Here is a 22,997-nt window from a genome sequence, read left to right as displayed (position 1 = left end):
TTTGCTTCAGTTTCGTCATCTCGTGCTTTCTCTCGCCGGTGCGCTGGTTTTCTCCGCGCCGGTCCTCGCCGGAAAACTGGCTATCGTTATCGACGACTTTGGTTACCGTCCCCAGACTGAAAATCAAGTGCTGGCGATGCCACAGGCGGTCTCCGTTGCAGTGTTGCCCAACGCCACATATGCACGGGAAATGGCGACCAAAGCCCACAACAGCGGCCATGAAGTGCTGATTCACCTGCCGATGGCGCCGCTCAGCAAGCAACCGCTGGAAAAAGACACTCTGCGTCCCGAAATGAGCAGCGCGGAGATTGAACGTATTATCAGCGATGCCGTCAGCAAAGTGCCCTACGCCGTGGGGCTGAATAATCACATGGGCAGCGCCATGACTTCGAGCCTTTTCGGCATGCAGAAAGTGATGCAAGCGCTGGAACACTATAACCTCTACTTTCTCGACAGTATGACCATCGGCAACAGCCAGGCGCTACGCGCATCGACGGGAACCGGCGTGAAGGTGCTGAAGCGCAAAGTGTTTCTCGACGATACGCAAAACGAAGGCGATATTCGTCGTCAGTTTAACCACGCCGTTGAGCTGGCTCGCCGTAACGGTTCCGCTATTGCTATCGGTCATCCGCATCCGACCACTGTTCGCGTTCTGCAACAGGCGCTGTCCAGCCTGCCTGCGGATATCACGCTGGTGCGCCCGAGCAGCCTGTTGAATGAACCGCAGATCGATACTTCAACACCAAACACCACAGCGCCTGGCAGCATCACTCCGCCACCACGTAACCCATTCCGCGGTGTTAAGCAGTGTAAAACGAAGCAAAAACTGCAGCCGGTTTATGCCAGCCGTTTCTTTAGTGTAGTGGGCGAAAGCATTCGGGATAGCTCGCTAGTGCGTTATATGCAACACCAGTGGCAAGGTTGGGGCCTGAAAGAATAATTTCCGCCAGTTAACTAAAACTCATCACCCAGCCTGTTCGATTTAAGAACCTCTTTGTGCAAGCCAAAAGGTTAAGAAATGCCGCAACGACATAAGATTCTCCTGCTTGATACGGGTAAGGGAGAGCGAAGCTCCGCGCAGCAGGGTAACTGTCATATCGAGCAAAGCGTTTTGCGGTACTGATGAAGTGAGTTCAGGGACTGGCTAAAAAATTTTGGCAAACGTGTGAAGCGGGCATAGAGGAGTGACCTTACTTGTTGGTGGAACACTAAGATCACAACCTTCTATGCCTGTGTTTATTTATGGGGAACCGTCAGGGCTGCGGCCCCTTATTTTTATTCCCAGCTCAGAATCACCTTGCCGGATTGGCCTGAGCGCATGGCATTGAAGCCCTGCTGGAAATCGTCAACGCCAAAACGGTGAGTGATAATCGGCGAGAGATCCAGACCAGACTGAATCAACGCCGCCATTTTGTACCAGGTTTCAAACATTTCACGGCCGTAAACCCCCTTGATAAACAGGCCCTTGAAGATAACTTTGTTCCAGTCGATCGACATATCCGAAGGCGGAATACCAAGCATTGCAATGCGCCCGCCGTGGTTCATGGTATCGAGCATTGTACGGAATGCGGGTGGCGCTCCAGACATCTCGAGACCCACATCGAACCCTTCAGTCATGCCCAGTTCCGCCATCACACCATCCAGACTCTCTTTAGCTACGTTCACGGCACGGGTAACGCCCATTTTGCGGGCCAGTTCCAGGCGATACTCGTTTACATCGGTGATCACAACATGACGGGCGCCGACATGCTTCGCCACGGCCGCCGCCATGATGCCAATCGGACCGGCACCAGAGACCAGCACATCTTCCCCCACCAGATCGAAAGAGAGCGCGGTATGCACGGCGTTGCCAAACGGATCAAAAATAGAGGCCAAATCATCAGAGATGTTGTCCGGAATTTTAAAGGCGTTAAACGCCGGTATCACCAGATACTCGGCAAAACAGCCAGGACGGTTTACGCCGACGCCAATGGTGTTACGGCACAGGTGCGTACGCCCGGCACGGCAGTTTCGGCAGTGGCCGCAGGTAATATGGCCTTCGCCGGAGACGCGATCGCCAACCTTGAATCCTTTCACTTCCTGACCGATCCCTACCACTTCGCCGACATATTCGTGGCCAACCACCATCGGCACGGGAATGGTTTTTTTCGACCAGTCATCCCAGTTGTAAATATGCACGTCGGTTCCGCAAATCGCGGTTTTACGAATTTTAATCAGCAGATCGTTATGCCCGACTTCCGGTTCCGGTACGTCGGTCATCCAGAGGCCTTCTTCCGCTTTCAGTTTGGATAACGCTTTCATGTCAGGCCCTCAGGCAATCACACCCAGTTGTTTACCAATACGGATAAACGCTGCCACCGCACGTTCAATTTGCTCAGGGCTGTGTGCCGCAGACATCTGCGTGCGGATACGCGCCTGGCCTTTTGGCACCACCGGGTAGAAGAAACCGGTGACGTAAATGCCCTGCTTTTGCAGTTCGCGGGCAAAGTTTTGCGCCACTACGGCATCGCCCAGCATCACCGGGATAATGGCGTGATCTGCACCCGCCAGCGTAAAACCTGCGGCGGTCATTTTTTCGCGGAACAAGCGAGCGTTGGACCACAGACGGTCACGCAACTCTGCTCCAGATGCCAGCATCTCCAGCACTTTAATGGAGGCGGCAACAATCGCCGGTGCCAGAGAGTTGGAGAACAAATAAGGGCGGGAACGCTGACGCAGCCACTCCACCACCTCTTTGCGTGCAGCGGTGTAACCGCCTGATGCGCCGCCCAGCGCTTTGCCAAGCGTACCAGTGATGATGTCCACGCGCCCCATAACATTGCAGTACTCGTGCGTGCCACGACCGTTCGCACCAACAAAACCAACCGCGTGAGAGTCGTCTACCATCACCAGCGCGTCATATTTATCTGCCAGATCGCAAACGCCTTTCAGATTCGCGATCACGCCGTCCATCGAGAACACGCCATCAGTGGCAATCAGCACATGACGGGCACCCGCTTCACGTGCCTCTTTCAGACGTGCTTCCAGCTCCTGCATATCGTTATTGGCATAGCGATAGCGCTTCGCTTTGCACAATCGCACACCGTCGATGATCGATGCGTGGTTCAACGCATCGGAAATGATGGCATCTTCCGCGCCGAGCAGCGTTTCAAACAGCCCGCCGTTGGCGTCGAAGCAGGAGGAGTAAAGAATGGAATCTTCCATGCCGAGAAACTCGGCCAGCTTCTGCTCCAGCACTTTGTGGCTGTCCTGAGTACCGCAGATAAATCGTACCGACGCCATACCGAAACCATGGCTGTCCATGCCTGCTTTCGCGGCGGCAATCAATTCAGGATGGTTGGCCAGACCGAGATAGTTATTGGCGCAGAAGTTAATGACGTGGCCACCATTTGCCACATTGATATCCGCCTGTTGAGCCGACGTGATAATGCGTTCTTCTTTAAACAACCCTTCCGCCCGCGCGGTTTCCAGGTCATTCGTTAACTGCCGATAAAAATCCCCACGCATCGCAATTCTCCAGACTGGGCAAATTTCGGAACATCTTACCGAAAGCTATGCGGTGATACGAGATGACGCATCATCCATTATGTAATTTGTAGCATAAATCACGCATCACTAAGTCCTTCCCTGGGGGAATGGCTGAAGGGGCGGCAATGTGATGGTATGATAAGAACTATTAGTGTTTGAGATTGTCTCAACGCTCCACTTTTCAAAGGTACAGTTATGATCATCGTTACCGGCGGCGCGGGTTTTATCGGCAGTAACATTGTTAAAGCCCTGAATGATAAAGGCATCACTGATATTCTGGTGGTGGATAACCTGAAAGACGGCACCAAGTTCGTCAATCTGGTTGACCTGCACATCGCCGACTACATGGATAAAGAAGACTTCCTGATCCAGATTATGGCCGGGGAAGAATTCGGTGACATTGACGCAGTATTCCACGAAGGTGCTTGCTCCTCCACGACAGAGTGGGACGGCAAATACATGATGGATAACAATTATCAGTACTCTAAAGAGCTGCTGCACTACTGTCTGGAACGTGAGATTCCCTTCCTGTATGCCTCTTCCGCAGCCACATACGGCGGCCGTACCTCCGACTTTATTGAATCCCGCGAGTATGAAAAACCGCTGAACGTTTACGGCTACTCAAAAATGCTGTTTGACGAATATGTGCGCAGCATTCTGCCGGAAGTGGATTCACCGGTTGTTGGTTTCCGCTATTTCAACGTTTATGGGCCGCGTGAGGGTCACAAAGGCAGCATGGCGAGCGTGGCTTTCCACCTCAATACCCAACTGAACAACGGTGAAAACCCGAAACTGTTCGAAGGTAGCGATAACTTTAAGCGCGACTTCGTCTACGTAGGCGATGTGGCCGCCGTGAATTTATGGTTCTGGGAAAACGGTGTATCCGGTATTTATAACCTCGGTACTGGCCGCGCAGAATCTTTCCAGGCAGTTGCCGATGCGACACTGGCTTTCCACAAGAAAGGCACCATTGAGTACGTTCCGTTCCCGGAAAAACTGAAAGGTCGCTACCAGGCGTTTACCCAGGCGGATCTCACCAACCTGCGCAAAGCGGGCTATGACAAGCCATTTAAAACTGTTGCCGAAGGCGTCACCGAGTATATGGCCTGGCTGAACCGCGACGCGTAAGTATGAAAATTTTGGTGATTGGCCCGTCATGGGTAGGCGACATGATGATGTCGCAAAGTCTCTATCGCACGCTCAAAGCGCGCTTTCCCCAGGCGATAATCGATGTGATGGCACCCGCGTGGTGCCGTCCTCTTTTATCACGAATGCCGGAAGTCAACGAAGCGATCCCGATGCCGTTAGGCCACGGAACGCTGGGAATTGGCGAGCGCCGCAAGCTGGGCCATAGCCTGCGGGAAAAACACTATGACCGGGCATACGTCCTGCCAAACTCCTTTAAATCGGCACTGGTTCCTTTTTTTGCCAGAATCCCTCATCGTACCGGCTGGCGTGGCGAGATGCGTTATGGTCTGCTGAACGATGCACGAGTACTGGATAAGCAAGCCTGGCCGTTGATGGTCGAACGCTACGTAGCACTTGCCTATGACAAAGGCGTCATGGCGTCGGCGAAAGATCTGCCACAGCCGTTACTGTGGCCGCAGTTGCAGGTCAATGAAGGGGAAAAATCACAAATCTGTGCCACGTTTGCCCTCTCAGCAGAACGCCCGATGATTGGCTTTTGCCCCGGTGCAGAGTTCGGCCCCGCCAAGCGCTGGCCGCACTATCACTATGCGGAACTGGCAAAGCAGTTGATTGATGAAGGTTATCAGGTGGTGCTGTTCGGTTCCGCGAAAGACCATGAAGCGGGCAACGAGATCCTCGCCGCGCTGAGTATTGAGCAACAAGCCTGGTGCCGCAATCTGGCCGGGGAAACCCAGTTGGAGCAAGCCGTAGTGTTGATCGCCGCCTGCAAAGCCGTCGTCTCCAACGACTCTGGTCTGATGCACGTCGCCGCCGCGCTCAACCGCCCGCTGGTGGCGCTGTACGGTCCAAGCAGCCCGGATTTCACCCCTCCGTTGTCGCATAAAGCGCGTGTCATCCGTCTGATTTCTGGTTATCACAAAGTGCGTAAAGGCGATGCTGCCGAAGGCTATCATCAGAGCCTGATCGACATTACGCCACAACGCGTACTGGAAGAGTTAAATGCACTACTGCTGGATGCGGAAGGATAACCGATGCGGGTATTGATCGTGAAAACCTCTTCGATGGGTGATGTGCTGCATACCTTGCCTGCGCTGACAGATGCCATGCAGGCAATTCCTGAGGTCCGCTTTGACTGGGTGGTCGAAGAGGGATTTGCACAGATCCCTTCCTGGCATGCCGCCGTTGATCACGTCATTCCGGTGGCAATCCGCCGCTGGCGTAAAACCTGGTTTTCCGCGCCCATAGCGGCGGAGCGCAAAGCCTTCCGCGAAGCCGTGCAGGCCGAACGTTACGATGCCATCATTGATGCGCAAGGATTGGTGAAAAGCGCCGCGCTGGTCACCCGGTTGGCGCACGGAGTGAAACACGGGCTGGACTGGAGCAGCGCACGCGAGCCGCTGGCAAGCCTGTTTTACAATCGTCGTCACCATATTGCAAAACAGCAACATGCGGTGGAACGTATCCGCGAGTTGTTTGCCAAAAGCCTCGGTTACACAAAACCGCAAACCCAGGGCGACTATGCGATTGCGCGCCATTTTGCAATGGCCGATACGACGCATCCGCCGTACGCCATCTTTTTGCACGCCACCACACGCGATGATAAGCACTGGCCGGAAGGCCGCTGGCGTGAACTGCTCGAATTAATGCAACCAACCGGTATCCATATTAAACTGCCATGGGGCGCGGAACATGAACGCCAACGCGCGGAGCGCATAGCGGCAGGCTTTGATCATGTTGAAGTTTTGCCTAAACTTTCGCTGGCGCAGGTTGCGGCACAACTTGCCGGTGCGCAGACTGTCGTTTCCGTCGATACGGGGCTGAGCCATTTAACAGCCGCGCTCGATCGCCCAAATATCACACTGTTTGGTCCAACCGATCCGGGGCTAATTGGCGGATACGGTAAAAATCAGCATCAGGTGGTAAGCCCGACCGGGCGGATGAGAGATATAACAGCGGATGAAATTTTCACGTTTCTTCAGAACCACCATCCACTGTGCGATAGAGATGCCTAATCAATGAGTTATATTTTTCTGCTGATTTTATTACTGCCGATTAAAACCATCGGTAAGCTATTCCGTAAGAAAACCGGGCGTAATCTGGTCATTCAAACAGCTAAAATTGGCGATTTTGTTAACGTGACACCCTTACTGGCGTACCTGCAGAAAAGTGATGTACTGATAAGCCGAAGCGTGAGCATGTTGGCAAAGCATGATGAGACCATTGAAACAGCTTTTTTTATTGAGCAGCGCAAACGCAATCTGTGGCAAAAGCTCAGTTTTGCCTGTCATATCATGAATCGCTACGACAATGTCTATCTGCTGCAACCGAATAGCGTAAATCTGTTCTTTGCCGCTGTTTGTAATGCCAGTAATAAGCAATTTATCAGTACCTATGCGCGCAAGTGGTATCACGGGGTCTTCTATGCAACGGCACATGGCATCGTCGATCACGGAAAAAAGACGTTGTCCGTAACCAATTATTTGCACCTGGCTGACCGTTCACTTTCCTGGCAGATGTCTCCCAAGCACGCGACTAAACCGCTTTTCAGACCGGCCGTCTATCCGGAGATCCTCGATAAACCGGGCGTCATTCGTATCGGTATCAGCATTTCCGCAGGTAACAATGCCAAAACGGTTCCTCCGGTTATCTGGAAACGTATTGTTGATTGCCTGGCAACGCTGCCCTGCGTGTTTTACGTATTTGGGACACCGGATGAGCAGTCGTGGATGGATGACATAACCGCAGCCTACGGCCATTTCCCCCATTTTGTTAATATGATAGGTAAAGTCTCACTTGAAGAATTGCCCTGGGCTATTTCCAAAATGGACTGCTATATCGCTTCGGATTCGGGCAATATTTATATCGCCGATGCAGTTAATGTTCCGGTCGTTATGCTGTTTGGGCCATGTTGCCATTACGAACAACGCCCCTTAGGCAAGACCCTTTTGATTGGTGACGATAAGAATATTTGCTCTTATGTCTTTGAAACAAAATACCATTTTTCACAGGATCGAGAGGCGTTATTTGCCGTTACCGATACCTCGCTTGATCAGATTGAACAATTCATTCGTGAATTACCCCAAGCCAGCGTATTACTCAATGTCCGCAACGCACAAGGTAACTGATTCTATGGCTTTTCTTAGCGTTATCATCGCAGCGCATAATGCTGAAAAAACACTTACCGCGACCCTTGAAAGCCTGCTGGCAGCCATCGATACCTGCACTAAAGAGCTTGAAGTTATTATCTTTAATGACAGCTCAGAAGATGCGACACAAACCATTATTGATGCGTGGAAAGATAAATTACCGCACGTGACTAGCCGTCAGGTAAGCTACCGCAACGTCGGCCAGGTACGTAACAATGCCGTTTCCCTGGCCACAGGCGAATACATCACGATGCTCGATAGTGATGACCAGCTAAAACCAAATAGTCTGCGTGATGCCGTGAATTTCCTCAAAGCACAGCAGCCAGATATGCTGTTGACGCATCTGCTTGAGATCCGCGATGCCCGCAAAATTTCTACCGCGTGGCAGGGTTTCAACCCGATACCGTTATCAACCCATGATGCTGTGCGACGTTTTCTGCTCCATAAAGATTTTCAGGCGCATCTTATTGGGCAGTTTATACGGCGAGAGCTCTATAACAGTAATCCCATACCTTCAATGATTTGTTACGAAGATTTTGCTGTATTTCCCGGAATGTTGATGCAAGCTAAGAAAATATTTTATCAGCATCAGGGATATTATTATTACATTAAAAGTAACGATAGCCTCTCCAGCACCCTGAGCGCCAGCAAAATCGCGCCGCTTATTGAGTGTACGTTACAGATGGAAAAAACCTTTCCGCGGCAATTCCGGCACCTGGTTAATTGCCACTGGTTTGATATTTACAGTAATCATAAAAAATATCTTACTGATAAGCAGCTGCTTATAGTCAAGCAGCGCGTCAGTGAGCTTTATTCGCTTTCATTTTATCTGTCCGGCGATGTTCGCTTTAGCTATAAAAAAAGGGTCATTAAGGCATTATGGAAAAAGTAAGATTACGGCTTTATCAGTTAACACTTGTTTTAGTATTTGCCTCGGTGGCACTTGCTCTGGTCAATTCAGGCATGCAGAGACAATGCTTTTATATTGCCGTATACGCCAGTATTATTGGCTTACTTTTTGAATCAAAAAGAATTTCTCATCGTCCTTTTAGTATCGCACTACCAATTTTACTTCTCGGCGTGTTAAACTTGGTATGGTATTTCATTTATGAGTACCAGACGGAAGGCATTAACCAATATAACGCCTACCTTGGCACCAGCAAGAAGCTGATCCTGGCAAGCTTGTTAGTTTTCTATATTGACAGATTTAAGTGCTACATAACTAAAGAGAACTTCCAGAAATATTTTCTGATCGCTACAGCTACAGGTTTTACGTTGGCAACGGGTGAGGGCTTATGGCAAGCCTCTCAGGGAGTGGAGCGTGTTATGATGGCGATTGATCGCCCCACCGTGTCCGCCTATGTGTATTCCGTTCTTTCGTTGGCCTTCGTTTATAGCCTCTATTTGCAGCAAAGTGTAAAACTCTACGTGCTGGCTGGCATTACTATTTTGCTTTCCTGGTTCATTATTCTGCTGAGCGGTACCCGAGCGGCTATGGGACTGTATTTAATTCTGGCCATTGTGCTGACACTTTACCATTTCCGCAAAATCCATCTTAAATCTATGGTGATTTTTTGCTGCATCGTGGCAGGTATTTTTGTCGTCAGCTATAAGCCGCTGATCGCGCCTAAGATTGCACAAACGCAATTTGAAATTGAGGATTATCAGAAAGGCCAGGATAGTACTTCACTTGGCGCACGTTTCTCCATGTGGATTATTGGCGTACAAAATGGCCTTGCACATCCGTTGGGGCAATCCATCGAGAGCCGTGAAACCTGGTCGCAAAATTACGTCAAAGAGGGGCATCCACACCTCGCGGCCTCGTTGCAATACATCAGGATTCATTTGCACAATGAATTTATCGAGAAATACTCGCTTCAGGGTATCCCCGGGCTGCTGCTGCTATTGTTTTTCTTTATTTCGGTGATTTCTTACGCCATCCGCAATAATAATGGGCTGTTGCTGGCGACAGTGCTGCTTTTGCTTCTGTACGGAATGACTGACGTCATCCTCCTCAGTTCGGAGGCGGTGCTATTCTTTATGACCGTCTTTGCGCTGGCCACATTCTTTTCTCGAAAGAAAGCGTGACGATAAAAAATGCCCGATAATGGATTAACTCCATAAATCGGGCATTATTTATTTCTGCTGCTGATAAAACCCGGCCAGCGTCATACCTTGTGTTCTGGCAGCGAGCCACTCAAACAGCTCTTCTAGATCCCGGTATAACCCCTCAATAGCGGCTTCATCCTTAAAGGTTGGGCTGCCGCCCGGCATAAATTCCGATGAATGCAGCATAAACTCGACGTATCCATTCCCTTGCGCCAGACATTTTTGCGCAACATCAATCATCTGTGCGGTATTCCCGCCGGAAGGGCGTAGCCAGTTCACCGAAGGCGAACGGTATTTGCCACGCAACCGATCGTAGCTCTGCTTAATCGCGTTGAGCCATGCGGAATGTTTGTATTGAATGCTCATCGGAACCTCAAGCAATGAACTGGTTCCGGGCTTAGAAATATCTTCTACATCAAGGAAATAAGCGTGCTGCGGAAAATGCTGGTAATCCGTACCGCCAGAACCTTGCGGTGCGCCTTTCGCATTACGCCAGTTAACACGAGGTGTAACCGAACAATCGACCAGGTAGCCCAGTTCGATTAGCAATTTCGCGTAGCGGCTGTCAAATGCCCAACGTCCGGCGCGGTGACTCAACATTTTGGTGCTGAAGGTATCCTCAAGTAACTGCGTCATAAAACAGACTTTTTCACGCAATACTGCCGAGGGATACTCAATCAGATAGGGCTGCCAGCGCCAGTCATCACCCGTTAAATCATGATCAGGGGGGCTATTCCATGCATGAAGGTGCATGCCAACCTCCCCTTCCCCTCGGGCAATGACATCTTTTGCGAACTCAACAAACACCGGATCGGTTGCCATTTCATAATTGGTTAGCCAAACGGGTTTAAACCCGAAACGCTCACACAATGCCTGAAAACGTGCCAGATACCGCGCATTCTCCGTTTTGATCTCACGGCGATTTTGCCAGAGGTTATCCCCCTCTGTATCAATCGTGATGATAAATGCCGGTTTATCCATATTTAGCCCAGGTAAAATAAAAGTCAGTGCTATGTTACGCACTCTCATCACGATGAGTAAACACTTAGAGATAAAATCCTGACGGCATGGAGAAAGAGTGCAAGACAACATCAGGTCTATTAGAATTACAGGAAGGTTGTTGCCAATAAGACGATGATGAATAACATACTTAATACGCCTGATTTACGCATTTTATTGATTAAACTTCGTCATCATGGCGACATGTTGCTGACGACTCCAGTGATAAACTCGCTTCGCCAGAGCTTACCGGATGCACAAATTGATGTCCTACTGTACGAAGAAACACGCGACATGCTGGCAGCGCACCCGGCGATTAATACGATTTATGGTATTGATCGCAAATGGAAGCAACTTGGTACGCTCAAACATTTGCAAAAAGAGTGGCAGTTACTGCGCGCGCTCAGAGCCCGCCAATATCATCTGGTGATAAACCTTGCCGATCAATGGCGCAGCGCCATTGTGACTCGCTTTACCGGCGCCCCGGTTCGTCTTGGCTTCGGCTTCAATAAACGTAAAAATGCCTTCTGGCGCTTTTGTCATACCGGACTGGTTTCCGTTGCAAACCACAATGTGTTGCATACCGTTGAACAGAATTTATCCATTCTTTCTCCCTTATCGGTTCCTCCCGTCTCAACAGTGACGATGAGTTACAGCGCGGATGACTGGAATTTCGCCCGACAAAAGCTGACAGCACAAGGCATTGGCGATCGCTATATCGTCATTCAGCCGACATCGCGCTGGTTCTTCAAATGTTGGGATGAAAACAAAATGGCGCAAACTATCACAGCGTTGCAGCAGGAAGGCCATACCATTGTGTTGACCGCTGGACCGGATAAAAAAGAGTTGTCGATGGTTGACAGGATCCTCCGCGCATCGCCGCAGACCGGTGTTATCTCACTTGCAGGCGAGCTCTCGTTGCGCCAGCTTGCGTCGCTTATTGACCATGCCGACCTGTTTATCGGTGTCGATTCTGTTCCCATGCATATGGCTGCTGCGTTGCAAACGCCCTGCGTTGCGCTTTTCGGCCCGTCAAAACTCACTTTCTGGTCGCCCTGGCAGGTCAATGGCGAAGTGATCTGGGCAGGTAATTTTGGACCGCTTCCCGACCCTGACGCCGTTGATACCAAAACCAGTGAACGTTATCTCGACGCCATCCCCGTTGATGCAGTTGTCGATGCAGCGAAGAGGTATCTGGCATGAAGCGCCACCGTCTGGCTATTGTTCGTCAAAAATATCGCCCTGATGGTGGTGCGGAGCGCTTTGTCTCCCGTGCGCTGATGGCTCTTGGTAATCAAAATCTGGAGCTAAACGTCATCACCCGAGAGTGGCAAGGAGAGCGTCAGGATGACTGGCACATCCATATTTGCAATCCCGCCAAATGGGGACGAATTAGCCGGGAAAGAGGCTTTGCTAACGCTGCGCGTGCGCTCTGGCAGGAGCAGCAATTTGATATTGTTCAGAGTCACGAACGTATCGCGGGTTGCGATATTTATCGCGCCGGCGACGGCGTGCATCAGCGGTGGCTGCAGCAGCGTTCGCGTATTCTTCCCAATTGGCGTGCAAAAATGCTGATGCATGACCGCTATCACCGCTATGTCATGAGCGCCGAACGCGAGATGTATCAATCGCCAGAGCTGAAAGCGGTTATCTGCAATGCGGAAATGATTAAGCGAGAAATCGTCGAAGACTTTGCCGTTGACGCAAAAAAGATACACGTCATTTATAATTCAATAGATTCCAGCCGTTTCATTCCGGCGGAGAACGCGCAGCGTGCAGCGTTGCGCCAGCAGTATGGGCTTCCTGCTAGTGCCACTGTTTTTTGTTTTGTGGGCTCGGGCTTTGAACGAAAAGGCCTCGCTGCAGCGATCGAGTCGATAGCGGGTACACCGGCTTATCTGATAGTCATAGGCCAGGATAAAGCAGAAAAACGTTATCAGGCGCTTGCACAGTCACTGGGCTGTAAAGAACAGATCCGGTTCATGGGTATGCAAAAAGAGACGTTGCCTTTTTATCAACTTTCCGATGGTCTGTTGCTACCAACGTTGTATGATCCTTTCCCAAACGTCATTCTGGAAGCGATGGCATGTGGTTTACCCGTCATCACGTCAGATAGCTGCGGTGGCGCGGAATTTATAGAACAAGGAAGTAATGGTTTCTTTTGTGATGCCCTTGATATCGGCAGGTTAAGAGAGGCTGTGATGGCCATTCCATCACTGGAAAAGAGCAATGACATGGGCATGAAAGCCCGCGATAAGGTTAAGGATTCAACCCCAGGAAAGCTGTCAAGCCAGCTAATTTCGCTTTATCAAAATATTCTGGATTAATATGCGTATCCTGATGATTATTGATGGCTTACCCGGTGGAGGCGCGGAAAAAACCGTCCTCACGCTCTCCAGCGGCCTGGTGGAAATGGGACACCAGGTCTCGCTTTTCTCACTGCGTAAAGAGTGCGATTACCCCATTCCTGAAGGTGTGGAGTTCCAGGTAATCCAGGATAAATGCAAAAAGCCCTGGCGCAAGCTTACAGAGATCACGCGTCGGGCAAAACTGTTAGATGAAGCGATTATTACGGCAGAACGTAGTGGAAAATTTGATATCGTTTTTTCCCATCTGCATAAAACCGACCGTATTGTCGCCCACAGCCGCGTGCTTGATCGCGACAAAGTCTGGTTTTGTATTCACGGCATGTTCTCATTTTCCTATCTTTGCCACCGCCGTGGATTTTCCCGCTGGTTTAAGCATCTGAAGATGCGGCACATCTACGAAAACCGCAATATAGTGGCGGTCTCGTCAGCCGTGCTGCACGATCTTTCCGATACGCTGGCAATTCCTCTGCGTCGCAGTGCAGTCATCCATAACCCCTTCGATGTCAAGGCTATCCAGGAACTGGCCGGGCAGCCATTTGAAATGCAGGGGCAGGACTACCTGATTCACGTTGGGCGCTTCCACGAACAGAAAAGGCACGACCGCTTGCTGCGCGCTTATGCGCTTAGCAAAATCGAGGTGCCTTTAGTGATGATGGGTAACGGCTCAGAAGCAAAAATCGCGCAGTTAAAGGCGCTTGCAGAAAGTCTTGGAATCGCTAACAGGGTTGTGTTTCATCCATTTGTAGCGAATCCCTATCCCTGGATCAAAGGTGCCCGCCTCTTAGTGTTAAGCTCGGACTGCGAAGGATTTGGTAATGTTCTGGTCGAGGCGATTATCTGCCAGACGCCACCGGTTAGCACTAACTGCCCAGGTGGGCCAGCAGAGATTCTGACGGGGCCACTTGCTCGCGGCCTTAGCGACCTGACCGACGAGTCGCTGGCAAAAACGTTATCCGATATGTATGCCAATCATTCCCAGGGAATAGATGGCGAGACAATTTCATCCTACGGTATCCATGCGATTTGCCAGCAGTATCTTGCGCTGGCGGAAAATAATAAGTAATCAGGTTTCTTATGCAAATTTCAGCGCCTATGTTAAGCGTAGTGGTTGCCGTCTATAACGGCGAAGCGTTCCTCGACCAGTTTTTCACTTGCCTCGTCGCACAAAAAATCGACAGCATGGAAGTGATCATTGTCAATGATGGTTCCACGGACAGATCGATGCAGATCGTGGAGCAATGGCGCGATCGACTACCGCAGTTGCAGGTTATTGAGCAAGAAAATCAGGGTGTTTCGGTTGCCCGCAATTCCGGGCTGGCCTGCGCAAAGGGAAAATATCTTTCTTTTCCGGATATTGATGACGTTTTCAAACCCGGTATGTATCAGCGCCTGCTTGATATGGCCAACACGGGAAATCTGGATGTTGCGACCTGTAACGGTAACTATGTCTGGGAAAACGACAAAAAACCTACCCGTCCGATTTTTCCGCCTGAAAAGTTACAATCAACGGGGGTTCAGGCTGGCCCGGCATGGCTTAAACAGGCTCTGGATTCGCGTAAATTCCTGCATGTTACCTGGCTGAATATCTATCGACACGATTTCATCCGTCAGCATAACTTTCATTTCGAACCGGGTCTTCGCCACCAGGATATTCCCTGGACAACGGAAGTCCTGCTCGCTGCTGGGCGTGTGCAATATACCAGTGAACAATTTTACGATTACTACATCCACTCAGCGTCCGTTTCGCACATGCCGGACACGGACGACACGCTGATTCGCTCGGCGCGTCACTACATGAAAATCCTGCAAATGCTGGATGCAATTAATCAGCGCTATGCGGATAAAGTTAAAGATATACCGGCATGTTACTGGCAGATAGCCAAAGAAGGGCTCGGCATCATCCATACCTTTGATACCATGAAGGATGAAAGCAAGAAGGCGATGATCATTCGCGAGTTTTTCGAGAAAGGTATCTGGAAGCTCATCTGGAAAAGCGCAAAAAGTCCACGTTTGCGCTGGCGCCTTGGCCGCCGCTACTTCCGTCTCAAAAGGTATCTGGCATAAGGTATAGCTTTAGCTGTCCTAAATGCTTAGAATTTGCCCGCCGAATCTTAAAAAAACGGATAGTCGCTTGGAATTGTTGTATACCACCCTGCTTTACTTAATACAGCCTCTGGTGTGGTTGCGATTATTAATTCGCAGCCGCAAAGCCCCTGCTTACCGTAAACGCTGGGCTGAACGTTATGGATTTTGTCGTAACAAAGTGAAGCCGGACGGTATTTTGTTGCATTCCGTCTCCGTAGGCGAAACCCTGGCGGCCATCCCCCTGGTGCGCGCGCTGCGTCATCGCTACCCCGCATTACCGATCACCGTCACCACCATGACGCCAACTGGTTCGGAACGCGTGATGTCCGCCTTTGGTAAAGACGTTCATCACGTTTATTTGCCCTACGATCTGCCGTGCGCCATGAAGCGTTTCCTGAATACCGTGCGCCCGAAGCTGGTGATCGTAATGGAAACCGAGCTATGGCCGAATATGATTTCTGCCCTTCATGCCCGGCAAATTCCACTGGTGATTGCTAACGCGCGCCTTTCCGGGCGCTCGGCGAAAGGCTATGCCCGGTTGGGTAAAGCGATGCGTCGTTTGCTCAGCAAAATCACCTTGATTGCCGCACAAAACCAGGAAGATGGTGACCGTTTCCTGCAACTTGGGCTCAAACGCAACCAGTTGAGCGTTACCGGCAGCCTGAAGTTCGATATTTCTGTTACACCTGAGCTTGCCGCGCGCGCCGTGACGCTGCGCCGCCAATGGGCACCGCGCCGTCAAGTATGGATTGCCACTAGTACGCACGAAGGTGAAGAAGCAGTCATTTTACAGGTACACCGCAAGCTGTTGGAAACGTTCCCCGATTTGCTGCTGATCCTGGTACCTCGCCATCCTGAGCGTTTCCCGGATGCGCGCAACATGACGCAAAAAGCCGGGTTCAGCTATACCCTGCGCAGCTCAGGCGAGATCCCATCCGGCAGCACCCAGGTGGTTATTGGCGATACCATGGGCGAACTGATGCTGCTGTACGGTATTGCCGATATTGCTTTCGTCGGCGGTAGCCTGGTTGAGCGCGGTGGTCATAATCCTCTGGAACCCGCGGCCCATGCCATTCCGGTATTGATGGGGCCACATACCTTTAACTTCAAAGACATTTGTGCACGTCTGCAGGAAGCGGAAGGGCTGATCACTGTGACAGGTGTGGATTCGCTGGTGAAAGAAGTTTCCACACTGCTGACGGATGAAGACTACCGCTTATGGTACGGTCGCCATGCCGTTGAGGTTCTGCACCAGAACCAGGGCGCGCTGGCGCGTCTGCTACAACTCCTGCAACCGTATTTGCCTCAGCGGAGCCATTAATGTCCAGACGTTTGTCGGTGGTGATGATCGCCAAAGATGCGGCGGATCTGCTGCCCGATTGCCTTGCGTCCGTGGCCTGGGCGGATGAAATCGTGCTGCTGGATTCGGGCAGCCGCGACGACACCCCCGGCATTGCCAGCCGCGCTGGCGCTAAAGTCTTCAGCCATACCGACTGGCAGGGCTATGGCATTCAGCGTCAAATTGCCCAGCGTTATGCCAGTGGTGACTATATTCTGATGATTGACACCGACGAGCGCGTAACCCCTGAGCTGGCAGAACAACTGCGTCAGGCGCTGGCTGCGCCGCAGCCCGGTGCAGTTTACAGCATTGCGCGTCGCAATTATTTTCTCGGGCGTTTTATGCGCCACAGTGGCTGGTATCCGGATCGCGTCACGCGCCTGTACGAACGTGAACGTTACCAGTACAACGCTAACCGCGTTCATGAGTCACTCGATGCGCCACAGGCGCAGATAATCGCCCTGAGCGGTGATTTACTGCATCTGACCTGCCGTGATTTCGCCAGCTTCCAGCGCAAGCAGCTCAATTACGCCACGGCGTGGGCGCAGGAACGCCATCAGCGCGGGAAAAAAACCTCACTACCGGGTATTTTCGCTCATACTTTGGGCGCATTCACAAAAACGTTGCTACTGCGTGGCGGCGTGCTAGACGGCAAACAAGGCTGGTTGCTGGCGGTGGTTAATGCACAGTATACGTTTAATAAATACACCGAGCTGTGGGCGCTGAACCACGGTTATTCAGAGAAAGAATAAGCGATGAGTACAAAAGCGATTTATCCCGGTACTTTCGATCCGATCACCAATGGCCACATTGATATCGTGACTCGCGCCGCAGCCATGTTTACCGAGGTCGTGCTGGCTATCGCCGCCAGTCCAGGCAAGAAACCGATGTTCAGTCTTGATGAGCGAGTGGCACTGGCGCAATCAGCGACGGCGCATTTGCCAAACGTTACGGTAGTAGGGTTCAGTGATTTGATGGCGAACTTTGCCCGTGCACAGCAGGCAAATATTCTGATCCGCGGTCTGCGTGCCGTTGCAGATTTTGAATACGAAATGCAGCTGGCGCATATGAACCGCCATCTGATGCCGGAACTGGAAAGCGTGTTTCTGATGCCGTCGAAAGAGTGGTCGTTTATCTCCTCATCGCTGGTGAAAGAAGTGGCGCGCCATCAGGGCGATGTTGCTCACTTCCTGCCGCCGAACGTGCACAAGGCGCTGCTGGAGAAGCTTACTGCCTGATAGTGCTTCGCTTATCAGGCCTGGCAACACCGGTATGGCGGAAAACCAGAGCCGCTATCCGGCTTATTTCTGGCAGCGGCGACAGTAAAACGTTGAGCGCTGTGCGTGCCTGGCGGCCACAACCGGTGTACCGCAAACGCGACAAGGTTCCCCTTCCCGCCCGTACACCTGTAGCTCCTGCGCAAAATAGCCAGGTTTCCCGTCGCTTTGCAGAAAATCTTTTAGCGTAGTTCCACCCTGTTCAATGGAACGCAGCAGCACAGCTTTGATCACCCGCACCAGAATTTCACATTCCTGATGTGAAAGCGAAGAGGCCAGGCGATCCGGATGGATCCCGGCGGCGAACAGCGATTCGCTGGCATAGATGTTTCCTACACCAACCACCAGCTTGTTATCCATTAACCAGGGCTTGATGGACGTTTTTTTCTTTGCGCACTTCTGCTGCAAATAATCGGCATTAAAGGCTTCGCTTAACGGTTCAGGACCAAGGTGGGCCAGCACATTGTGGCCTTCCAGCTCTTTGGTCCACAGCCATGCACCAAAGCGACGAGGATCGGTGTAGCGCAGCACTTTGCCGTTGCTCATCACCAGATCAACATGGTCATGCTTTTCAGCAGGAAGCTCATGAGGAAGGATGCGTAAGCTGCCGGACATACCCAAATGGATGATGATCCAGCCATCAGGCAACTCCAACAGCAGGTATTTCGCGCGACGCTGAACACTCAGCACCGGTTTATCGCTCAGGGCGTGGATCTCATCGGAAACCGGCCAGCGTAATCGCCCGTTGCGTACCACTGCATGAAGAATGGTTTCGCCAACCAGGTGTGGTTCGATACCCCGGCGGCTGGTTTCTACTTCGGGTAATTCAGGCATCTCATCTCCGCTTGCGGGTTATCAGAAATGCAAAAACCCCGACAGTGCGGGGTTTTTGTGGAAGAAGACTAAAATTATTTGATTTTAGCTTCTTTGTACAGCACGTGCTGACGGACAACTGGATCAAATTTTTTCAGTTCCAGTTTTTCCGGCTTAGTACGTTTGTTCTTCGTGGTGGTATAGAAGTGACCAGTACCAGCGGAAGAAACCAGCTTGATTTTCTCACGAATACCTTTAGCCATGATTTATATCCTCTAAGTACTTAGTACTTTTCGCCACGGGCACGCAGTTCAGACAGAACTGTATCGATGCCTTTCTTATCAATTACACGCATACCTTTAGCAGATACACGCAGGGTGACAAAACGCTTTTCGCTCTCAACCCAGAAACGGTGAGAGTGCAGGTTCGGCAGGAAACGGCGTTTAGTCGCGTTCAGTGCGTGGGAACGGTTGTTACCGGTCACCGGACGCTTGCCAGTAACTTGGCAGACTCGGGACATGTCTATTCTCCAAAAATCAAATTAGCTCGAGCTTCGTATGGGGTATCGGCGCCTCGTCAGGCTTTACAGCCCGGTCATCGCAGTTCTACACGTCATCCTTCCGGCTGCCTCTGCGTTGGCTGCGCTCGCTTATCCAGCTCACGTACTTATGTACGTTCACAGGGATTCACTCTCTTGCCGCCCTGACGCAACTTGAAGGATTTAGTGTCTAAGTGAACTCTCGATTGCCAGGCCCAAATGCCAAACCCGAGATTCTCAAAGGTGGCGTAGTATACGCTGAGTCGGCGGTGTGCTCAAGTCCCGAACAGACAAAGATCCCCGTGGATCGCCTAAAATGACTTAAATCCAGCCGCGTTCTGCAAACGAAACGCATTCTCCGCGACCAACGACCAGGTGATCAAGCACACGGATGTCCATGAACTGGCAGCATTTTATCACTCGCTCAGTGATTTGCTTATCCGCCTTGCTTGGCTCAGCGTTACCTGAAGGGTGATTATGCGCGAGGATCACGGCGGCTGCATTCACTTTTAACGCTTCACGCAGAATTTCCCGCGGATGCACTTCGACATGGTTAATGGTGCCGCTAAACAACCGGCAGTGCTTCAGTATCCGGTTCTGGTTGTCCATCAGGATCACCATAAAGATCTCGCGATCTTCTCCCGCTAACTGACTCTGCAGGAATTCGCGTGTCATATCAGGATTTAGCAGCGAGCTCTCTTCCAGCAGGCGCGCATTATAGTAACGGCGGGCCAGCTCGCCGATGCCTCTTAACTGTGCATATTTCGCCACGCCGATTCCGTGCACATCCCGAAAATCTTCCAGCTCGGAAGAGAGCAAGGTATAAAGCGAACCAAATTGCTTCAGCAGTTCGCGGGCAAGGGTTATTACACACTTTCCTCGCGTTCCGGTGCGCAGAAAAAGCGCCAATAACTCCACATCTGATAATGTCTCAATGCCATACTGCATCATCTTTTCGCGCGGCTTCTGGGGTGTCAAAACAATGTCCATATTTCCTCCTCCCGATCCCACGTTTATGTTGCCATTCCACGCTCCCTCCTTCGATAGCCAATGTCAAAGCCTGCGTAGCACCTCGCAAAGTGCTCTGCGGGCAAAAGCACGACAACATCAGGATTGTGATAAAATGCCCAACTTCTGGTGAAATCCAACAGGAAAGAATCATGATCAGTCTGGCGGGTAAAAAAATTGTCCTCGGCGTAAGCGGCGGCATTGCGGCTTACAAAGCGCCTGAGCTGGTGCGCCGTTTGCGCGATCGCGGCGCAGAAGTTCGCGTGGTAATGACTGAAGGTGCCAAAGCCTTCATTACCCCGCTTAGCCTGCAAGCCGTTTCCGGGAATCCGGTTTCCGACAGCCTGCTCGATCCAGCAGCCGAAGCGGCAATGGGCCATATTGAACTCGGTAAATGGGCCGATCTGGTGATTCTGGCACCCGCCACTGCCGATTTGATTGCCCGCGTCGTCGCCGGAATGGCTAACGACCTGGTTTCCACGATTTGCCTCGCCACTCCTTCACCTGTCGCGGTAGTGCCAGCAATGAACCAGCAAATGTATAGAGCTGCAGCAACCCAGCATAATTTGCAGGTGCTGGCCTCACGCGGTCTGCTGCTGTGGGGACCGGACAGCGGCAGTCAGGCCTGTGGCGATGTTGGCCCTGGCCGCATGCTGGATCCGCTGACGATCGTCGATATGGCAGCCGCGTATTTTTCGCCTGTCAAAGATCTGCAACATCTGAACATCATGATTACCGCCGGCCCAACCCGAGAGCCGTTGGATCCGGTGCGTTACATTACTAATCTCAGTTCCGGTAAGATGGGCTTCGCCATTGCAGCCGCCGCCGCCAGCCGCGGTGCAAACGTCACGCTGGTTGCAGGTCCGGTCACATTGCCAACGCCAGCGCTGGTGCAACGCATCAATGTCACCACCGCGCTGGAGATGGAAGCAGCCGTGCAGCGTAGCGCACAGCAACAGCACATTTTTATCGGCTGCGCCGCCGTCGCTGATTACCGCGCGGCCAGCGTGGCGGAAGAGAAAATTAAAAAACAAGGCGATGAAATCACGATAAAAATGGTAAAAAACCCGGATATCATCGCTGGCGTTGCCGCACTTTCTGCCCATCGCCCCTTTGTCGTGGGATTTGCCGCCGAAACAAATAATGTGGAAGAATATGCCCGGCAGAAACGCGCCCGTAAAAACCTTGATCTGATTTGTGCTAACGATGTTTCTCATTTAGATCAAGGGTTTAATAGCGACAACAATGCACTACATCTTTTCTGGCAGGAGGGCGACAAACGTCTGCCGCTGGAACGCAAAGAACTTCTGGGACACCAATTACTGGACGAGATCGTTACCCTTTATGATGAAAAAAATCGACGTTAAGATTCTGGACCCGCGTGTCGGCAAGCAATTTCCGCTACCGACTTATGCCACCTCCGGCTCCGCCGGACTTGACCTGCGCGCCTGTCTCGACGACGCCGTAGAGCTGGCGCCAGGCGCAACAACGTTGCTGCCAACCGGTCTGGCAATCCATATTGCCGATCCGTCGCTCGCTGCGGTTATCCTGCCGCGTTCAGGACTGGGGCATAAGCATGGCGTGGTGCTGGGTAATCTGGTTGGTCTGATTGACTCGGATTATCAGGGGCAACTAATGGTTTCCGTCTGGAACCGCGGCCAAGACCGCTTCACTATTGTTCCGGGCGAGCGCATCGCGCAAATGGTGTTTGTGCCGGTTGTTCAGGCAGAATTTAATCTGGTGGAAGAGTTCGACGCGACTGAACGCGGCGAAGGCGGCTTTGGCCATTCCGGGCGTCAGTAAACCGCTCTATTTAACGCATCACACGGCGAAATAACGCGATAACATCACCGCAAACGCACATTGTTTGCGGTCGCCGTGTGGTCGCTCGCCTGACAAGTGTTTATTTTCAGGGGTATTTTAGAACATGGCAGAAAAACAAACTGCGAAAAGGAATCGTCGCGAGGAAATACTTCAGTCTCTGGCGCTGATGCTGGAATCCAGCGATGGAAGCCAGCGTATTACTACCGCGAAACTGGCTGCTTCCGTTGGCGTTTCCGAAGCCGCACTGTACCGTCATTTCCCCAGTAAAACGCGCATGTTTGATAGCCTGATAGAGTTTATCGAGGATAGCCTGATCAGCCGCATCAACCTGATTTTAAAGGATGAGAAAGACACTACCACACGCCTGCGCCTGATTGTGCAGCTAATCCTCGGCTTCGGCGAGCGTAACCCTGGCTTAACGCGCATTATAACTGGCCACGCGCTGATGTTTGAGCAGGATCGCCTGCAAGGGCGCATTAACCAGCTATTCGAACGTATTGAAGCGCAACTGCGCCAAGTCCTGCGCGAACGCAAAATGCGTGAAGGCGAGGCCTATGCCACTGACGAAACGCTGCTGGCAAGCCAGCTGCTGGCGTTTTGTGAAGGGATGTTGTCGCGCTATGTGCGCAGTGAATTTAAATACAGCCCAACCGACGATTTTGACGCTCGCTGGCCACTGCTTGCCGCACAATTGCAATAATCTCTTTTTATGCAGCCTTTGTGGCTGCATTCTCACTTTCCGGCAATCTGTGAAACGGCGATAACCGACAGCATTGACGAAAAACCGCTGAACTCGCCTGTTTATGGCCTTTA

24 protein-coding genes are annotated in these 22,997 nt (G+C 51.6%); 17 read left to right on the top strand and 7 right to left on the bottom strand.

The window, feature by feature from the left end:
- The first annotated feature begins 1 nt into the window (after position 1).
- Positions 2-940 (top strand): divergent polysaccharide deacetylase family protein, encoded by a 939-nt coding sequence (locus BM427_RS18750; protein ID WP_090124088.1) that lies wholly within the window; start codon positions 2-4, stop codon positions 938-940.
- Positions 941-1,275: 335 nt separating this feature from the next.
- Here BM427_RS18750 and tdh read toward each other — a convergent pair whose 3' ends face one another.
- Positions 1,276-2,301 (bottom strand): L-threonine 3-dehydrogenase, encoded by a 1,026-nt coding sequence (gene tdh / locus BM427_RS18745; RefSeq protein ID WP_090124085.1) that lies wholly within the window; start codon positions 2,299-2,301, stop codon positions 1,276-1,278.
- Positions 2,302-2,310: 9 nt separating this feature from the next.
- Positions 2,311-3,507, bottom strand: coding sequence for a glycine C-acetyltransferase (gene kbl / locus BM427_RS18740; RefSeq protein ID WP_090124082.1), 1,197 nt, complete (start codon positions 3,505-3,507; stop codon positions 2,311-2,313).
- 216 nt (positions 3,508-3,723) lie between these two features.
- Here kbl and rfaD point away from each other — a divergent pair, with 216 nt between their 5' ends.
- From rfaD to BM427_RS18710, 6 genes are read left to right on the top strand one after another with little or no spacing between them, the layout of a single operon-like run.
- A complete protein-coding gene (gene rfaD / locus BM427_RS18735) occupies positions 3,724-4,656 on the top strand; it encodes an ADP-glyceromanno-heptose 6-epimerase (protein WP_090124079.1) in 933 nt (310 codons plus the stop codon).
- Positions 4,657-4,658: 2 nt separating this feature from the next.
- Entirely contained in the window at positions 4,659-5,705 is a 1,047-nt protein-coding gene (rfaF, locus tag BM427_RS18730) for an ADP-heptose--LPS heptosyltransferase RfaF (RefSeq protein WP_090124076.1), read from the top strand.
- A gap of 3 nt (positions 5,706-5,708) precedes the next feature.
- The gene (rfaC, locus tag BM427_RS18725) at positions 5,709-6,689 is read left to right on the top strand and encodes a lipopolysaccharide heptosyltransferase RfaC (protein WP_090124073.1); all 981 of its coding nucleotides are present in this window, start codon (positions 5,709-5,711) and stop codon (positions 6,687-6,689) included.
- Positions 6,690-6,692: 3 nt separating this feature from the next.
- Complete coding sequence (locus BM427_RS18720; RefSeq protein ID WP_090124070.1) at positions 6,693-7,802, top strand: glycosyltransferase family 9 protein; 1,110 nt, start codon at positions 6,693-6,695, stop codon at positions 7,800-7,802.
- A gap of 4 nt (positions 7,803-7,806) precedes the next feature.
- Positions 7,807-8,715: a glycosyltransferase family 2 protein gene (locus tag BM427_RS18715; protein ID WP_090124067.1), complete on the top strand. Its 909-nt coding sequence runs from the start codon at positions 7,807-7,809 to the stop codon at positions 8,713-8,715.
- Positions 8,703-9,911, top strand: a complete 1,209-nt coding sequence (locus BM427_RS18710; protein WP_090124064.1) for an O-antigen ligase family protein — start codon at positions 8,703-8,705, stop codon at positions 9,909-9,911. The genes BM427_RS18715 and BM427_RS18710 overlap by 13 nt, the downstream gene beginning before the upstream one ends.
- Positions 9,912-9,959: 48 nt before the next feature.
- Here the strand turns inward: BM427_RS18710 and BM427_RS18705 are convergent, their stop codons facing one another.
- Positions 9,960-10,913: a polysaccharide deacetylase family protein gene (locus BM427_RS18705; RefSeq protein WP_090124062.1), complete on the bottom strand. Its 954-nt coding sequence runs from the start codon at positions 10,911-10,913 to the stop codon at positions 9,960-9,962.
- A 153-nt stretch (positions 10,914-11,066) separates the two neighbouring features.
- Here BM427_RS18705 and rfaQ point away from each other — a divergent pair, with 153 nt between their 5' ends.
- The 7 genes from rfaQ to coaD all read left to right on the top strand — a co-directional run bounded on the left by rfaQ (position 11,067) and on the right by coaD (position 17,962).
- Positions 11,067-12,134, top strand: a complete 1,068-nt coding sequence (gene rfaQ, locus BM427_RS18700) for a putative lipopolysaccharide heptosyltransferase III (protein ID WP_090124059.1) — start codon at positions 11,067-11,069, stop codon at positions 12,132-12,134.
- Positions 12,131-13,258 (top strand): glycosyltransferase family 4 protein, encoded by a 1,128-nt coding sequence (locus BM427_RS18695; RefSeq protein ID WP_090124057.1) that lies wholly within the window; start codon positions 12,131-12,133, stop codon positions 13,256-13,258. Before rfaQ ends, BM427_RS18695 begins: the two co-directional genes overlap by 4 nt.
- Position 13,259: 1 nt before the next feature.
- The gene (locus BM427_RS18690; protein ID WP_090124055.1) at positions 13,260-14,363 is read left to right on the top strand and encodes a glycosyltransferase; all 1,104 of its coding nucleotides are present in this window, start codon (positions 13,260-13,262) and stop codon (positions 14,361-14,363) included.
- An 11-nt stretch (positions 14,364-14,374) separates the two neighbouring features.
- Positions 14,375-15,364, top strand: coding sequence for a glycosyltransferase (locus BM427_RS18685; protein WP_090124053.1), 990 nt, complete (start codon positions 14,375-14,377; stop codon positions 15,362-15,364).
- 67 nt (positions 15,365-15,431) lie between these two features.
- A complete protein-coding gene (gene waaA, locus BM427_RS18680; protein WP_090124051.1) occupies positions 15,432-16,706 on the top strand; it encodes a lipid IV(A) 3-deoxy-D-manno-octulosonic acid transferase in 1,275 nt (424 codons plus the stop codon).
- Complete coding sequence (locus BM427_RS18675) at positions 16,706-17,476, top strand: glycosyltransferase family 2 protein (RefSeq protein WP_090124050.1); 771 nt, start codon at positions 16,706-16,708, stop codon at positions 17,474-17,476. The genes waaA and BM427_RS18675 overlap by 1 nt, the downstream gene beginning before the upstream one ends.
- Before the next feature lie 3 nt (positions 17,477-17,479).
- The gene (coaD, locus tag BM427_RS18670; protein ID WP_090124047.1) at positions 17,480-17,962 is read left to right on the top strand and encodes a pantetheine-phosphate adenylyltransferase; all 483 of its coding nucleotides are present in this window, start codon (positions 17,480-17,482) and stop codon (positions 17,960-17,962) included.
- A 63-nt stretch (positions 17,963-18,025) separates the two neighbouring features.
- Here the strand turns inward: coaD and mutM are convergent, their stop codons facing one another.
- The 4 genes from mutM to radC form a co-directional block, all read right to left on the bottom strand.
- A complete protein-coding gene (mutM, locus tag BM427_RS18665; protein ID WP_090124034.1) occupies positions 18,026-18,835 on the bottom strand; it encodes a bifunctional DNA-formamidopyrimidine glycosylase/DNA-(apurinic or apyrimidinic site) lyase in 810 nt (269 codons plus the stop codon).
- Between the two features lie 74 nt (positions 18,836-18,909).
- Complete coding sequence (rpmG, locus tag BM427_RS18660) at positions 18,910-19,077, bottom strand: 50S ribosomal protein L33 (RefSeq protein WP_003024094.1); 168 nt, start codon at positions 19,075-19,077, stop codon at positions 18,910-18,912.
- Positions 19,078-19,097: 20 nt separating this feature from the next.
- Positions 19,098-19,334 (bottom strand): 50S ribosomal protein L28, encoded by a 237-nt coding sequence (rpmB, locus tag BM427_RS18655; protein ID WP_002436699.1) that lies wholly within the window; start codon positions 19,332-19,334, stop codon positions 19,098-19,100.
- Positions 19,335-19,673: 339 nt separating this feature from the next.
- On the bottom strand, positions 19,674-20,342 hold the full coding sequence (radC, locus tag BM427_RS18650) for a RadC family protein (RefSeq protein ID WP_090124031.1): 669 nt from the start codon (positions 20,340-20,342) through the stop codon (positions 19,674-19,676).
- A 170-nt stretch (positions 20,343-20,512) separates the two neighbouring features.
- Here radC and coaBC point away from each other — a divergent pair, with 170 nt between their 5' ends.
- From coaBC to slmA, 3 genes are all read left to right on the top strand, one after another.
- Complete coding sequence (coaBC, locus tag BM427_RS18645; RefSeq protein ID WP_090124030.1) at positions 20,513-21,727, top strand: bifunctional phosphopantothenoylcysteine decarboxylase/phosphopantothenate--cysteine ligase CoaBC; 1,215 nt, start codon at positions 20,513-20,515, stop codon at positions 21,725-21,727.
- Complete coding sequence (gene dut / locus BM427_RS18640; RefSeq protein ID WP_167518547.1) at positions 21,705-22,163, top strand: dUTP diphosphatase; 459 nt, start codon at positions 21,705-21,707, stop codon at positions 22,161-22,163. Before coaBC ends, dut begins: the two co-directional genes overlap by 23 nt.
- A 124-nt stretch (positions 22,164-22,287) precedes the next feature.
- A complete protein-coding gene (slmA, locus tag BM427_RS18635) occupies positions 22,288-22,884 on the top strand; it encodes a nucleoid occlusion factor SlmA (RefSeq protein ID WP_090124027.1) in 597 nt (198 codons plus the stop codon).
- Positions 22,885-22,997: the final 113 nt, after the last annotated feature.

The organism is Kosakonia arachidis (genome assembly GCF_900116535.1).
Classification (GTDB): domain Bacteria; phylum Pseudomonadota; class Gammaproteobacteria; order Enterobacterales; family Enterobacteriaceae; genus Kosakonia; species Kosakonia arachidis.
The sequence above is the reverse complement of the archived record's forward strand: the minus strand, read 5'-3'. Positions and strand labels throughout refer to the sequence as shown.

Excerpts from the sequence above, each read along its gene's own strand:
- mutM (WP_090124034.1), bottom strand. The coding sequence starts at position 18,835 with ATGCCTGAATTACCCGAAGTAGAAACCAGCCGCCGGGGTATCGAACCA.
- rfaF (WP_090124076.1), top strand. The coding sequence starts at position 4,659 with ATGAAAATTTTGGTGATTGGCCCGTCATGGGTAGGCGACATGATGATG.
- coaBC (WP_090124030.1), top strand. The coding sequence starts at position 20,513 with ATGATCAGTCTGGCGGGTAAAAAAATTGTCCTCGGCGTAAGCGGCGGC.
- BM427_RS18720 (WP_090124070.1), top strand. The coding sequence starts at position 6,693 with ATGAGTTATATTTTTCTGCTGATTTTATTACTGCCGATTAAAACCATC.
- tdh (WP_090124085.1), bottom strand. The coding sequence starts at position 2,301 with ATGAAAGCGTTATCCAAACTGAAAGCGGAAGAAGGCCTCTGGATGACC.
- slmA (WP_090124027.1), top strand. The coding sequence starts at position 22,288 with ATGGCAGAAAAACAAACTGCGAAAAGGAATCGTCGCGAGGAAATACTT.
- coaD (WP_090124047.1), top strand. The coding sequence starts at position 17,480 with ATGAGTACAAAAGCGATTTATCCCGGTACTTTCGATCCGATCACCAAT.
- rfaQ (WP_090124059.1), top strand. The coding sequence starts at position 11,067 with ATGATGAATAACATACTTAATACGCCTGATTTACGCATTTTATTGATT.
- BM427_RS18710 (WP_090124064.1), top strand. The coding sequence starts at position 8,703 with ATGGAAAAAGTAAGATTACGGCTTTATCAGTTAACACTTGTTTTAGTA.
- BM427_RS18685 (WP_090124053.1), top strand. The coding sequence starts at position 14,375 with ATGCAAATTTCAGCGCCTATGTTAAGCGTAGTGGTTGCCGTCTATAAC.
- rpmB (WP_002436699.1), bottom strand. The coding sequence starts at position 19,334 with ATGTCCCGAGTCTGCCAAGTTACTGGCAAGCGTCCGGTGACCGGTAAC.
- kbl (WP_090124082.1), bottom strand. The coding sequence starts at position 3,507 with ATGCGTGGGGATTTTTATCGGCAGTTAACGAATGACCTGGAAACCGCG.
- BM427_RS18715 (WP_090124067.1), top strand. The coding sequence starts at position 7,807 with ATGGCTTTTCTTAGCGTTATCATCGCAGCGCATAATGCTGAAAAAACA.
- dut (WP_167518547.1), top strand. The coding sequence starts at position 21,705 with ATGATGAAAAAAATCGACGTTAAGATTCTGGACCCGCGTGTCGGCAAG.
- BM427_RS18695 (WP_090124057.1), top strand. The coding sequence starts at position 12,131 with ATGAAGCGCCACCGTCTGGCTATTGTTCGTCAAAAATATCGCCCTGAT.
- BM427_RS18675 (WP_090124050.1), top strand. The coding sequence starts at position 16,706 with ATGTCCAGACGTTTGTCGGTGGTGATGATCGCCAAAGATGCGGCGGAT.
- rfaD (WP_090124079.1), top strand. The coding sequence starts at position 3,724 with ATGATCATCGTTACCGGCGGCGCGGGTTTTATCGGCAGTAACATTGTT.
- rfaC (WP_090124073.1), top strand. The coding sequence starts at position 5,709 with ATGCGGGTATTGATCGTGAAAACCTCTTCGATGGGTGATGTGCTGCAT.
- BM427_RS18705 (WP_090124062.1), bottom strand. The coding sequence starts at position 10,913 with ATGGATAAACCGGCATTTATCATCACGATTGATACAGAGGGGGATAAC.
- radC (WP_090124031.1), bottom strand. The coding sequence starts at position 20,342 with ATGGACATTGTTTTGACACCCCAGAAGCCGCGCGAAAAGATGATGCAG.
- rpmG (WP_003024094.1), bottom strand. The coding sequence starts at position 19,077 with ATGGCTAAAGGTATTCGTGAGAAAATCAAGCTGGTTTCTTCCGCTGGT.
- BM427_RS18690 (WP_090124055.1), top strand. The coding sequence starts at position 13,260 with ATGCGTATCCTGATGATTATTGATGGCTTACCCGGTGGAGGCGCGGAA.